This window comes from Nitrospira sp. BLG_1 (assembly GCF_047338595.1).
Classification (GTDB): Bacteria; Nitrospirota; Nitrospiria; order Nitrospirales; family Nitrospiraceae; genus Nitrospira_D.
In genome coordinates, this window is sequence record NZ_JBLFBO010000035.1 from 15435 (window position 1) to 27572 (window position 12138).

14 protein-coding genes are annotated in these 12138 nt (G+C 52.0%); 9 read left to right on the forward strand and 5 right to left on the reverse strand.

All coding sequences use genetic code 11. The annotated features are described in order from the left end of the window. The 5 genes from murA to rho all read right to left on the reverse strand — a co-directional run bounded on the left by murA (nucleotide 1) and on the right by rho (nucleotide 4889). Entirely contained in the window at nucleotides 1–1269 is a 1269-nt protein-coding gene (murA, locus tag ACMTNU_RS16560; RefSeq protein ID WP_413936414.1) for a UDP-N-acetylglucosamine 1-carboxyvinyltransferase, read from the reverse strand. Next, nucleotides 1262–2155, reverse strand: a complete 894-nt coding sequence (prmC, locus tag ACMTNU_RS16565; RefSeq protein WP_413936415.1) for a peptide chain release factor N(5)-glutamine methyltransferase — start codon at nucleotides 2153–2155, stop codon at nucleotides 1262–1264. Before prmC ends, murA begins: the two co-directional genes overlap by 8 nt. Before the next feature lie 18 nt (nucleotides 2156–2173). Next, nucleotides 2174–3253 carry a peptide chain release factor 1 gene (gene prfA, locus ACMTNU_RS16570; protein ID WP_413936416.1) on the reverse strand — a complete coding sequence of 360 codons (1080 nt, stop codon included), beginning with the start codon at nucleotides 3251–3253 and terminating at the stop codon, nucleotides 2174–2176. A gap of 84 nt (nucleotides 3254–3337) precedes the next feature. Next, on the reverse strand, nucleotides 3338–3544 hold the full coding sequence (gene rpmE, locus ACMTNU_RS16575; protein ID WP_086424673.1) for a 50S ribosomal protein L31: 207 nt from the start codon (nucleotides 3542–3544) through the stop codon (nucleotides 3338–3340). A 97-nt stretch (nucleotides 3545–3641) separates the two neighbouring features. After that, nucleotides 3642–4889, reverse strand: coding sequence for a transcription termination factor Rho (rho, locus tag ACMTNU_RS16580; RefSeq protein ID WP_086424672.1), 1248 nt, complete (start codon nucleotides 4887–4889; stop codon nucleotides 3642–3644). Nucleotides 4890–5380: 491 nt separating this feature from the next. Between rho and ACMTNU_RS16585 the strand changes: the two genes are divergently transcribed. The 9 genes from ACMTNU_RS16585 (at nucleotide 5381) to ACMTNU_RS16625 (ending at nucleotide 12023) form a co-directional block, all read left to right on the forward strand. After that, nucleotides 5381–5803, forward strand: a complete 423-nt coding sequence (locus ACMTNU_RS16585) for a DUF2203 domain-containing protein (RefSeq protein WP_413936417.1) — start codon at nucleotides 5381–5383, stop codon at nucleotides 5801–5803. Nucleotides 5804–5829: 26 nt separating this feature from the next. Beyond that, a complete protein-coding gene (locus ACMTNU_RS16590) occupies nucleotides 5830–6111 on the forward strand; it encodes a YciI family protein (RefSeq protein WP_413936418.1) in 282 nt (93 codons plus the stop codon). 273 nt (nucleotides 6112–6384) lie between these two features. Continuing rightward, complete coding sequence (locus ACMTNU_RS16595) at nucleotides 6385–7476, forward strand: tetratricopeptide repeat protein (protein ID WP_413936419.1); 1092 nt, start codon at nucleotides 6385–6387, stop codon at nucleotides 7474–7476. A gap of 323 nt (nucleotides 7477–7799) precedes the next feature. Next, nucleotides 7800–8435 (forward strand): carbon monoxide dehydrogenase beta subunit family protein, encoded by a 636-nt coding sequence (locus ACMTNU_RS16600; RefSeq protein WP_413936420.1) that lies wholly within the window; start codon nucleotides 7800–7802, stop codon nucleotides 8433–8435. A gap of 43 nt (nucleotides 8436–8478) precedes the next feature. Further along, a complete protein-coding gene (locus ACMTNU_RS16605) occupies nucleotides 8479–9690 on the forward strand; it encodes a transketolase C-terminal domain-containing protein (protein WP_086424669.1) in 1212 nt (403 codons plus the stop codon). A gap of 53 nt (nucleotides 9691–9743) precedes the next feature. Further along, on the forward strand, nucleotides 9744–10652 hold the full coding sequence (locus ACMTNU_RS16610; RefSeq protein ID WP_086424668.1) for a thiamine pyrophosphate-dependent enzyme: 909 nt from the start codon (nucleotides 9744–9746) through the stop codon (nucleotides 10650–10652). 18 nt (nucleotides 10653–10670) lie between these two features. Continuing rightward, nucleotides 10671–11378, forward strand: a complete 708-nt coding sequence (locus ACMTNU_RS16615) for a 2-oxoacid:acceptor oxidoreductase family protein (protein WP_413936421.1) — start codon at nucleotides 10671–10673, stop codon at nucleotides 11376–11378. Between the two features lie 18 nt (nucleotides 11379–11396). Further along, nucleotides 11397–11675 carry a pyruvate ferredoxin oxidoreductase gene (locus ACMTNU_RS16620; RefSeq protein WP_086424666.1) on the forward strand — a complete coding sequence of 93 codons (279 nt, stop codon included), beginning with the start codon at nucleotides 11397–11399 and terminating at the stop codon, nucleotides 11673–11675. 78 nt (nucleotides 11676–11753) lie between these two features. Continuing rightward, on the forward strand, nucleotides 11754–12023 hold the full coding sequence (locus tag ACMTNU_RS16625; RefSeq protein WP_413936422.1) for a hypothetical protein: 270 nt from the start codon (nucleotides 11754–11756) through the stop codon (nucleotides 12021–12023). Nucleotides 12024–12138: the final 115 nt, after the last annotated feature.

Consider the following 12138-nt stretch of genomic DNA (forward strand, 5'->3'; position numbering starts at 1 on the left):
CTACTGCATCTTTGTCGTCATCGGTCGGCGCTGGATGTCCGCGCCTAAGGCCCGCAGCTTCTCTTCAAGACGTTCATATCCACGATCAAGATGGTAGACACGTTGAACCTGCGTCAGCCCATCAGCCGCCAATCCTGCCACAATAAGACCGGCACTGGCACGTAGATCGGATGCCATCACCGGTGCTCCGGTCAGCGCCTTGCGCCCAGTCACCACGAGTCGGTTGCCTTCCACCCGAATATCAGCACCCATCCGACGCAACTCTTCCACATGCATAAATCGACTCTCAAACACGGTCTCCGTAATGACACTTGTCCCCTCTGCGAGGCTCATCAACGCTACCATCTGCGCTTGCATATCGGTCGGAAACCCTGGGAACGGCAACGTCTTCACATCGGTCCCTTTTAGGGTGCCCGGCATAGTCAGATGCACCCTGTCTTTTTCTTCCTGCACATCAGCCCCCGCCTCCCGCAGCTTCATCAGGACCGCCTCAAGATGACTGGGGTGGCAGTGTGTCACCGTGACCTCCCCGCGCGTCATGGCCCCTGCGGCAAGGTACGTTCCTGCTTCAATACGATCCGGAATGACATCATGATCGCCACCATGAAGTTGCGGCACTCCTTCTATCGTGATCACATCGGTACCCGCCCCATGAATCCGTGCACCGCGCTTGACGAGAAAGTGAGCCAGATCCACGATTTCCGGTTCCTTCGCCGCATTCTCGAGCATCGTCACCCCGTCAGCCAGTGACGCCGCCATCATGAGGTTTTCAGTTCCAGTCACGGTCGGAGTATCGCAGTAAATGCGTGCGCCTTTCAGGCGATTGGCTCTGGCCGTGATATAGCCATGCTCAATGGAAATCTCAGCCCCTAACTTTGCCAATCCAGCCAAATGCAGATTCACTGGCCTGGAGCCGATTGCACATCCGCCGGGCAAAGAAACCTTTGCCTCACCACATCGCGCCACCAACGGCCCCAACACTAGAACCGAGGCGCGCATGGTCTTCACGAGATCGTACGGCGCTTCCGTTGATGCAATCATGTCGGCTTCAATTACCGCTCGGTTGCCCTCATGGGAGACCTTCGCCCCGAGGATCCCCAGAAGCTTTCCCATCGTCAGCACATCAACGACCCTCGGCAGGTTGGTGATGACACATTCTCCACCACTGAGAATGGTTGAGGCCAAGATGGGAAGTGCAGAATTTTTCGCCCCGCTGATACGCACTTCACCGGAAAGCCGGTTGCCTCCGTTGATGAGAATTTCATCCATGACTCGGCCCTTCGCACGCCCGCCGCGCAATCAGCACCCGGTCAATGCCGGCTTCATCCTTAACGGTTTGAATCCCCGTATAGCCCCCTGCGGCTTCTGCCACCCGTCGCACAAGAGGCGCTTGCCCCTGACCAAGCTCCATCACCAACAACCCGCCAGGGACAAGAAATTGTTTGGAGTCATGGATCAATCGTTCATGGAATTCAGTCCCTTGCGGCCCTGCAAGCAAGGCCTGTCGCGGCTCATAATCCCGCACCTCCGGCTGCAACCCTGCCCAGTCTGCTTCAGCTATGTATGGAGGATTGGAAATGATCGCATCCACAGCTCCGGCGACAGAACATTCCTTCAGCGGAGAGAGGAAGTCCCCTTCCAACCAGACAATCTTGTCACTCACTCCGTGTCGCTCCGCGTTTGCCTTCGCAACACTCAACGCATCATGCGAGCAGTCCAGCGCAAAAATGCGCATGCCACCGAGGATGGTCGCCAGCGTCACGGCCACACAACCGGAACCTGTCCCGACATCCACGAGCACGGCACCCCCTGCAAATCCACCTTCTCTCAGTGTTTCCTGAATCAGAAGTTCTGTTTCCGGACGGGGGATCAACACGGCCGGGGTCACGGAAAAGTCGAGCCCACAAAACTCTTGCGAGCCCAGGATATACTGAAGCGGCTCCCGCGACTCCCGTCTCCGCACCAACGATAGGACACACGCGAGTTGCTCCGCCGTTACCGACTGTTCGGCCCGACTGGCCAACTCATGATGCTTCATCTCTAAGGCATAGGCCAACAGCCACCGTGCCTCCTGTACGGCATTCGCAATCCCTGCACCTTCCAACATCTGCTGTGCGTTGACGAGTAACTTGCCGACAGTCCGTGAGTCTGACATGACAGGGGTTGTCGCTCCTTAGACTTTTGCAGTTTCGGTTTGCTGTTGTTGCGCCTTCAACGCCTGAACAATATCGTCGAGATCCCCTTCCATTACCAATTCCAGCTTGTGGAGCGTCAAACCAACCCGATGATCCGTCACTCGATTTTGCGGGAAATTATAGGTTCGGATCTTCTCACTCCGTTCACCACTTCCCACTTGTGACTTCCTGCTCTGTGCGATCTCCGCCTCTTGCCTCTCCCGTTCGGCTTCGACAATTCTTGCACGCAAGGTCCGCATAGCCTTTGTCCGGTTTTTGAGCTGCGATCGTTCATCTTGGCACGTGACCACCACACCAGTCGGAAGATGGGTAATGCGAACAGCCGAGTATGTGGTATTCACACTCTGTCCACCGGCCCCAGATGAGCAAAATGTGTCTATCCGCAGGTCTTTCGGATCAATCTGGACATCGACTTCGTCAACCTCTGGCATGACGGCGACTGTGACCGTAGAGGTGTGAATACGACCACTCGCTTCCGTCACAGGCACTCGCTGTACTCGGTGAACACCGGCCTCATACTTGAATTGGCTGTATGCCCCTTTACCTTCGATTAATGCAACGATATTTTTATACCCGCCGATACCTGTCTCGGACGCCTCGACTGTATCGACCTTCAGTCCTTTCTTTTCCGCAAATTTGCTGTATAGTCGAAAGAGCTCGCCGGCAAAGAGCGCCGCCTCATCCCCACCCGTCCCAGCCCGAACCTCGAGTACCAGACTCTTTTCATCGCGCGGATCTTTCGGTATCAAGAATTCCCTGACCTGCTCCTCAATTTCGCTCTGCCGCCGTTCTAGCTCTGCACGCTCCTCAAACGCCATTTTTTGCAACTCACTCCCTGCTGCTGGGTCACTAAGAATCTGCAAGGCGTCGTCGAGTTGCCGGACATTCTCCTGATACACGTCAAAGAGAGTCACGACCGGTTCAAGCTCCGTCCGTTCCTTGCTCAACTTACGCAAGAGCGGCGGTTGACTGACGACGGACGGATCCATGAGCTGATCAGTCAACTCGTGAAATCGTGACGTGAGACTCTCCCATTTCTTAAGTAGTACGACTTCCATTGTCTAGCCTATTCCCCATTGGCCACAAAAAAAGGACCCTGCTTCAGACACGAAGCAGGGTCCTTTTTATACCCAAATGGTGCGCTACTTACCCTTCTTCGCGTACTTCTTTTTGAACCGCTCAACCCGTCCTTCCGTATCAACGATCTTCTGCGTTCCGGTGAAGAACGGATGGCAATTGGAACAGATATCGACACTGATATCACCAATCGTCGTACGGGTCTTGAATGAATTCCCGCACGCGCAGTGAATGGTCGCCTCTCGATAGACTGGATGAATACCCTTCTGCATGACCTGCGACTCCTTACCGAAGAATTGCTAACCTTAGTAAACTATACGACAAGGTGGCATACTTTATCTGAAGACCATACCAGATACAAGCGCATCCTTAGCGATTCATAGACTGCAAAAACTCTTGATTGTTTTTTGTTCCACCGATCTTGTCCATGAGGAATTCCATCGCTTCCATCGTCCCCAATGGACTAAGGACCTTGCGCAGAATCCACATCTTGTTCAGCCGATCCTTATCCACCAATAACTCTTCTTTCCGCGTGCCTGACTGACTGATATCAATCGCCGGGAAGAGCCGCTTGTCGGCCAGACGACGATCCAAATGCACTTCCATATTGCCGGTTCCTTTAAACTCCTCGAAGATGACGTCGTCCATACGGCTGCCTGTATCGACCAATGCCGTTGCCATAATCGTCAAGCTGCCACCGTTCTCAATGTTCCGAGCCGCACCAAAGAAGCGTTTCGGCCGCTGCAATGCGTTGGAATCCAACCCTCCGGAGAGCACCTTACCGCTGGGAGGCGCGATGGTATTGTAGGCGCGAGCAAGCCTCGTGATACTATCAAGCAAAATAACGACATCTTTCTTGTGTTCAACCAGACGCTTGGCTTTCTCGAGTACCATTTCGGCGACCTGAGCATGCCGCTGAGCCGGCTCATCAAATGTGGAGCTGATGACCTCGGCCTTGACCTGGCGCTGCCAATCAGTCACCTCTTCCGGCCGTTCATCGATCAGGAGCACGATCAGCGTCACTTCCTTGTGGTTTTTGAGGATCGCCCGGGCAATGGCCTGCAGCAACATTGTCTTACCCGTACGAGGCGCGGCCACGATCAATCCACGTTGGCCCTTACCGATCGGAGTCGTCAGATCCATGACACGAGTGCAGTATTCTTCTCGGTCAAATTCCAGATTGATCCGCTCCTCTGGATACAGCGGAGTCAGGTTATCGAACAGGATCTTATCCCGTGCAACCTCAGGATCTTCATAGTTAACCTTTTCCACCTTCAGCAACGCAAAATACCGCTCACTCTCCTTAGGCGGACGGATTTGACCCGAGACAATGTCGCCAGTACGAAGATTAAACCGCCGAATCTGCGACGGAGAGATGTAGATATCGTCAGGTCCTGGGAGATAATTAGAGTCGGGCGCCCGAAGAAAGCCGAACCCATCAGGTAATGTTTCTAATACTCCCTCTCCAAAGACCACTCCATTTTTTTCAGTTTGAGCCTGAAGGATCGCAAAAATGAGCTCCTGCTTTCTTAAGTTAGCAGCTCCTTCAATCTTCAGTTCTCTCGCCACATCATTCAGATCGGCAATGGATTTCTGCTTCAGTTCGGCAAGATGCATTACTTCCCCCCTAGCTACTGACATACGACTCCTCTCGAGCCTTGGCTCGGTTATCGTTTATATGGAAGAATTCGCGTAACCTGATTTGGCCATGCAAACGTGTTTTTGTCTTTTGTGATCTACTCTGAGTCTTGAGTCTGTTTTGGGTGGAAAAACTTGAGGAAATCGGCTCGCTACTCGCGATGGAAGAATCCCGTCGTTATTAGTTTCATGCAATACAACTGAGACACTATTACTTTGAACTGCACACCTGAACTCCACTGCACCGAATGACGCTTAGGATTTAAATCGAGACAGGTTCCGGAATTGAACTATTCGATGGAGAGGGTCAGCCCAACCCAATGCTAGGGTGATGATACCTATGCACCCTCCACTTGTCAACCAGCATATGGAATTTTGTCGCCGGATCCGCACGTCACCATTCGATACGCCATCCGACCCTGGTTGTTCATAAGATCGGAAGTGTGCTACACAGACAAGAGGGTAACCTTATGGCACATGGAGAAAACGAGATCACTCCGGAACGGGTCTTCTCTCTCTCAGAGGCGAATCACCTTATCCCTCAACTCCAGAATCATCTCTCAACCGTTCAAGAAGGGAAAGAAGTGCTCGTAAGAACCCGCGAGGAGGTGAGTAGGGCTTCTGCCAACGCAGCTTTTGGAGGCGGCACCGCAGTGGGAAGGCCTTATGTAAAAAGTCTTCTGGACATCAGCACTCACCTCCAGGCCATTCACGAACTGGGAGTCGTTGTAAAGGATATTGATCTGGGACTCTGCGACTTCCCGCATATCCGAAATGGACGAGTCGTCTACCTGTGCTGGAAACTGGGGGAAAAAGAAGTCCGCTGGTGGCATGAGGTTACCAACGGCTATAAAGACCGTCGTCCGATCGAAGAAGACCCGTCCGAAATCTGAAATCCTCTCTCCCCCTCCTGATCATCATGAAATTCGTCATCATTGGGTATGATGGGCCGGACGGAGAAGCAAAGCGGAAAGTGCATCGTGCCGCCCATCTCCTCAACCTTGAACAGCTTGATAAGCAAAGGCGTGTGATCCTCGCTGGTCCTCTGGCCGATAAGACGGGAAGCTTGCTCATCTTAGAATTTGACTCGCGGGAGGATGCTGAGAAATTCATACGACAGGATCCCTATACCATTCACGGCGTCTTTGAACGTGTTGAAATTCATCCATTTACGCAGGTTTTTCCAATTCCTCACGAATAATCCTCCTTGGCAGGATACTGCCCCAAATTGCCCCCCTGCCTTCCACTTTTGGGTGCATTGTCTGGCTGCACGGTCAAGCTGTATAGTTTGTGCATGAATTTCCATCGGCTACGGAGCCTACCTTCCCTCATCACCATCTTCCTACTCGCGTGGCCCCATCCCGCATCCGCCTTAGAAACCGCTGTCGTAGCCGAAGCACATTATGTGATGGGAGATAGCGACACCCTTGCTGCAGCAGAGGAACGAGTACTCCAACGAGCTCAACGTAAGGCAGTGGAGGAAGCTGGGCTGTACATCGAATCTACTTTCCTCGATAGGGAAAAAACAGAAGCCGGCGGGAGCGTCCAGATAAGCTCGTTGGAGATCCGGACTATCGCCGGGGCGATTACAAAGACTGAAATTCTTGAGTCTCGTCGTACCTTCGCAAATGACCGCCCTAACATTTATGTCCGGATCCGCGCAATCGTTGATCTGGATAGTCTAAAGGCAGCGGTTCAAAAATGGCACTCAGAACAGCAACTCGCCGAACACTATCGTCTCATTCAGAAGGAGAATGCTTCGCTCAAGACCCAACTTGAGGCTCTCAGAGCTTCATCATCAGGAGTGCGAACCCTCATGATTGAACCGGTCAGCCTCAACAAGATGCCTCAAGCACAAGCCCGAACTTTGCTCGAGAAAGCGCTAACGGCTCAAGAACTCCCACTGAAACTCGAGTTGACATCTCGAGCAACTGTGCTAGATCCCCAATTTATCGACCCACTTATCCTCCGCGGTCAGACCTACTTGAGCCTCGCATCCGTTGCCTACTCGAATAAAAGACGGCCAAGTGAATACTCTGAGTACGTCGATAGTGCTCGAATGGATTTCGACCGTGCACTCCTTATCGACCCCCACAATGTCTGGGCCCTTTTGGGAAAAGGTGATGTCGATACCTGGCTGAATCGCCCTCAGGAAGCCATACTGTCGTTCGAGCAAGCACTGAAATTGGCTCCTTTCTTTGATCTGGCAAGGCTTCGGCTGATCACCTTGTATACTGCTGAGGCCAAAAAACTAGTGACTCAGAGACAATGGTCTCCCGCCCTTTCCATGTTGCAAAAAAGCCTCCCCCCCCACCTACACGCAAGCTGGATTCCCTACCAAAAGGAATCATATTTTCTCAGAAGCACAATCTATCAGCAGTTGAAGCAACCAGCTCTCGCAATTGAGGATCTCAGTACAATCCTAAAAGTTGACCCATTAGATACGCGCGCCTTGCAGGCAAGGGCCCAACTCTACCAAGATGCGTTGCTGGGAAATTCTGCCAAAATTGACTTTTCTCAGGCCTGCAAACTCGGATCGATGATGGCTTGCAATCAACTACCTTAGAGAATATGCCCGAGGCGAATCATTCTTCATTCTCTCGGAGTACAGCCCCTTCGTGCTCTCGCTGAGCCTTCGTTGACAATCTAAATGATCGACACCTATAATGAGCTGCCCTCGCTGATGTTGGCGTGCCCTCCCAATTTGTGACTATAAGGGGCAAAAGACCTAAATTATCTAATTCGGCAGTGCCCCGAAATCTCCTTCACGTGGGGCTTCTGTGGTCTTGCAGAGGGGTAGGAAAGAGCATAAAGTGATTAAGCGAACCACGTGCCTAAAAATGGCGTTTATTTCATAAACCTTTATTTTCATTCGGAGTGTAGGTTGCGATGAGTGACTATCGTGTGCTTCCAGGCCCCGAACACTTTCTTCCCCCGGCTGCCGCAAGTATGGGAATTAGCTTGCCCAATCCAGGAGAAGCTCATATTAATGGTGTCATCACTTCGGAAGATAAGGCCTATGAAGAGGCTGCTCGCCAATTTTTGATGGCCAAGGTTCCAACTATCTTCCCAGGGCCGCTCGTTCTATGGGCGTGGAATGAGAAGGCTGCTAAGAAAGCTACGGCTGTTCGCCATCTCTTCAACACCCTGAAGGAATGCGTCCAGTCCGGGCAAAAACCGATGCTCATTCCTATGCCCGACTATCGTCCCAAATATCCCAAGATCAATCCAGAAGTTGAGATCAACCCGAATCATCCGAATTTGACAATCTGGCATAACAAAATTGATTGCTGCATGTTCATCGGCGTCCATTGCCACCAGGCCAATCTATCCCTGAAGATCATTCGTGGTGGCACCTCTTGCTATACCATCGCCATGTGTGCCCAGGCAGGTCATGAAGACGCAATGCTCTCATTCCGTGACGCCTCGGTCGAGAAGATTATGAGATTGGCCGATACTGTAAAGCGATTGAAAGGGACGGTCCAACCACGGCTGACATCAGCCAAGAATGGGGCTTCAAGTTAACTGATTGCCCCTGCGAACGATATATGACAAGGAGGCTGAACTTATGGCGGATACACACTCAATCATTGGAACCAAAAATAAAAAGGGCCAGACTTATACAGATACCTGGAAAATGATGAACGAGGCGCCGCGGACGCCTTCCTTCTACACGGGCAGCGAAGTCATCAAAGAAGCCATCCGTCGGGCAAGCTGCGATGTCATGATCGCCTACCCAATCACGCCGCAGAGTGAAGCCGCCGCATTGATCGGTGAGTTATTCGCCGAAGGCTATATCGGAGACTACTTCCGCGGAGAGAGTGAGTTCGCCGTGATGTCGCAATGTGCAGGAGCGTCATTCGGTGGAGCCCGCGTGTTTACGACTACAGCAGGCCCTGGCACTATGCGAGCCATGGAAAATTTTCCGATGTGGGCCGGTGCCCGGTTGCCGATTCAAATGATTGTGACGTGTCGAGGAATCAACTCACCCCTGTCAATTCAACCGGATACGCTTGAAATTGCGTATCTTCTGAATACCGGCATGTTGGTGTGGCATGCGGAGACCGCTCAAGATTTTTTCGATTGGATTCTGAAGGGATACATCGTGTCTGAGGAGCCTGATGTACACCTCCCGCTCGCACTATGTTGTGACGGTTTTTTTGTCACACATACAAAAGATGTGGTGAACCTCACGCCAGCCGACATGTGTCTTCCACCTTATGATCCCTATCGATCACCTGTGCCATGTATGGATATGGAATGTCCTCCCGTGCGCATGATGCGTGATCCATTCGTTATGAAGAGCAACTACATCAGCTACGCAACACATGCCAGCTGGCAGCAAGAGATCTGGGCCGCAGTTGAACGCTCACGTAAGCACACGATCCATTGGTTGAATGGCCTGGTCGATACGGAGAATACGGACGCGGACATCGTGATCGTGGCTTCAGGTACGGCTGTTTCACAGGGTCGTGAGGCCATCCGCATGCTGGAAGACGAAGGCGTGCGATGCGGCCTTGTGAAGGTGAAAGCACTACGCCCGTGGCCAGAGGAGGAGATTCGACAGGCCACCAAAAACGCAAAGCACATCTTTGTACCGGAATTCAATGTCACCGGATGGCTAGCTAAAGAAATTCGAGCTACAGTTCCGAACTCCCAACGTGTCCATGCCGGTCCGCACGTCTGCGGCGGAATGACCATGCCGCCCGAGATTATCGTGTCGGAAATCAAGACCGCCCTAGGGATGAAAACCTTCTCCATGGCTGGTCGTGGAAGCTGAGACCCTTGAACTTCGAACCTGTGCGCCCTAACAAGCGATACTGAGGAGGATATATGAGCAAAGAGCGTATACAAATCTCCGAAGCCCTATACGACATCATGCCGTCGGACTATCAAGACCTTGTGAAGAGTGCAACATACGGCAAAGAGGATCGTGGATGGAAAGATATCGGAACTTCAAAGGAACTGATTGAACAACACTCACTATGTGCTGGCTGTCCAGAATCAATGGCCTTCCGGTACATTTTAGCTTCACTGCCGAATCCAGAAGATACGGTAATGGTCGGGTCCACCGGCTGTACAAGCTTGGTCTTCCCGATGGTTGCCGTCCATAACATCCATTCACTGTTCGGCAATCAAAACGCAATCGCATCAGGCCTGAAACGTGCGCTCAGTGTTCGATTCCCAGGCAGAGTAAAGGATGTCGTAGTCCTTGCTGGTGACGGAGCCACGGTTGACATCGGCTTGGATATGACTTTACAGGCCTGGTTCCGTCAAGAAAAGTTCACCACGATCTGCTTCGATAACGAACTCTACGCCAACACTGGTGGCCAGGAAAGTGGACTCATGCAGAAGGGATTCGTCGCAAAGATGGCACCAGTTGGTAAGCTGTTCGATAAGGTGCGGCTGCCTGAGATCGCCCGCGAGTCCGGCTGCCATTATGTCGTCAATTGCACAGTCAGCAAGCCATCGCTCGTTGAAAAGGTCATCCGAAATGCAGTGCATGTCGCCCGAGAAATTGGCCCGACCTATCTTCAGCTTTATACGCCATGCATTCTTGAAATTGGCAAGAACAGCATGGAAGGGTTACAGGAAATGCGCGATTCGGAAAAGCCAACTGAACGGTTTGCGTACAAGGAGTACATCAGCGAACCAGCCAAACAATTGCTAGCAGAATTGGCAGCCAAGGATAAAGAGCGGAAAGCAGCCGCCAAGCAGCTAGCAGGACAAGCATCCGCATAGTTTAGACCGGAGGCAGACATGATTAAGAGACGATTGAATATCCGGATGTCAGGCTTGGGCGGACAGGGTGCGGTTACAGCAGCACATGTCTTGGCCATGGCTGCGAACCGAGATGGTAAGTTCTCCATATCCAACCCGTTTTTCGGCGCCGAGAAGCGCATGGCGCCAGCGGAGAGCTATTGCCGCATTGGCATTGAGAGAATCTATGACCGTGGTGAGTTGGTGTTCCCGGATGTCATTCAGGTTTTTCATCCTCAAGTTATTACCATGGGCAAAAGTTACACCATGCCATTTTACTCAGGTGTAAAAGAAGGCGGCGTCGTCATCATCAATTCCGCACAGCCGTTACTATCCAATGAGGATGTGGATCGGCTCAAGGACTTGAACGTTGCCGTGTTTTACATCGCTGGTACCGAGTTGGCTATTGAGGTGGCTGGCACCGAGCTGTCGACGAATATGGCGATGATCGGTTCTGTCTCAGGCATTACGAAATGTGTCTCACTGGAGGCCCTCGACGGTGCGCTTCAGGAGCGGTTTGGAAAGAAGTTTGTGGCCTCCGGAGGAACCGCCTCCTTAGACGAAGCCATCAAGAAGAAATTTGCCAAGAAGGAAATGCTGTTAGCCAAGAACTTGGCCACTGTGAAAGCCGCCTATGAAATCGCCAGTGAATGGGCTGACAAGAACAAGATCGAGCTGCGCGTCGGCAATCCGGCCGTCGCAGCGTAAGAGAAGGAATCACATTGCATGTATAACGTCGCGCAAGTCATCGATGAAAAGTGCACAGCGAAGAAGGGTTGCCGGCTGTGTATCATGTACTGCCCTGAAGCGAACTGTCTGGACTTAAACACCAACAAGATGGTGGCGGAAGTCGTCATAGACCGTTGTAAAGGTTGTGAACTCTGCGTCATCGTATGTGATGCAGCCAAACACTTCGCCATCACCATGCAGGCCGTCAGTGCCACAGGCCAACTGATGACCAAAAAAGGTGAATCTGCAGCGTTAGGACAAGCCTACCAGGGCTGAACGATATTGGGTTGAACTCGAAAACCCCATAGCGTTGACGCTATGGGGTTTTTTGTTGGCGGCCCGTAAGGTACCTACATGGAACATGAAGATAACGTAATCAACGAACTCCTGAGAGAGATTGCTGGATTGATTAATGAGTACCCTCGAGCCATTGAGCGGCGAGCAGCAGTAATTGATGCCACAGGTAAAGACCCCGATCTTGTCGATAAGCTAGTCAAGGCAGCTGACACCATGCGTGATAGTGGAAATCTCTACCTCACGTGGGCGAAGCACTATGCCGCATTGGCAGATGGCAATACAGATGCCTCCTCGGATGAAGACGAGACCGAGGACTTTGACATTTAAAAAATCTCCCTATTCCATAAAAATTTTTGCTAAAATACACCCCTCATCGAATAACACTTCTGTTCCCCGGTAGCTCAGTTGGTAGAGCAGCCGGCTGTTAACCGGCTGGTCGCAG

Coding starts and splice junctions, on each gene's coding strand:
- ACMTNU_RS16600 (WP_413936420.1), top strand. CDS start 7,800: ATGAGTGACTATCGTGTGCTTCCAGGCCCCGAACACTTTCTTCCCCCG.
- ACMTNU_RS16605 (WP_086424669.1), top strand. CDS start 8,479: ATGGCGGATACACACTCAATCATTGGAACCAAAAATAAAAAGGGCCAG.
- prfA (WP_413936416.1), bottom strand. CDS start 3,253: ATGGAAGTCGTACTACTTAAGAAATGGGAGAGTCTCACGTCACGATTT.
- murA (WP_413936414.1), bottom strand. CDS start 1,269: ATGGATGAAATTCTCATCAACGGAGGCAACCGGCTTTCCGGTGAAGTG.
- prmC (WP_413936415.1), bottom strand. CDS start 2,155: ATGTCAGACTCACGGACTGTCGGCAAGTTACTCGTCAACGCACAGCAG.
- rpmE (WP_086424673.1), bottom strand. CDS start 3,544: ATGCAGAAGGGTATTCATCCAGTCTATCGAGAGGCGACCATTCACTGC.
- rho (WP_086424672.1), bottom strand. CDS start 4,889: ATGCATCTTGCCGAACTGAAGCAGAAATCCATTGCCGATCTGAATGAT.
- ACMTNU_RS16615 (WP_413936421.1), top strand. CDS start 10,671: ATGATTAAGAGACGATTGAATATCCGGATGTCAGGCTTGGGCGGACAG.
- ACMTNU_RS16610 (WP_086424668.1), top strand. CDS start 9,744: ATGAGCAAAGAGCGTATACAAATCTCCGAAGCCCTATACGACATCATG.
- ACMTNU_RS16585 (WP_413936417.1), top strand. CDS start 5,381: ATGGCACATGGAGAAAACGAGATCACTCCGGAACGGGTCTTCTCTCTC.
- ACMTNU_RS16590 (WP_413936418.1), top strand. CDS start 5,830: ATGAAATTCGTCATCATTGGGTATGATGGGCCGGACGGAGAAGCAAAG.
- ACMTNU_RS16620 (WP_086424666.1), top strand. CDS start 11,397: ATGTATAACGTCGCGCAAGTCATCGATGAAAAGTGCACAGCGAAGAAG.
- ACMTNU_RS16625 (WP_413936422.1), top strand. CDS start 11,754: ATGGAACATGAAGATAACGTAATCAACGAACTCCTGAGAGAGATTGCT.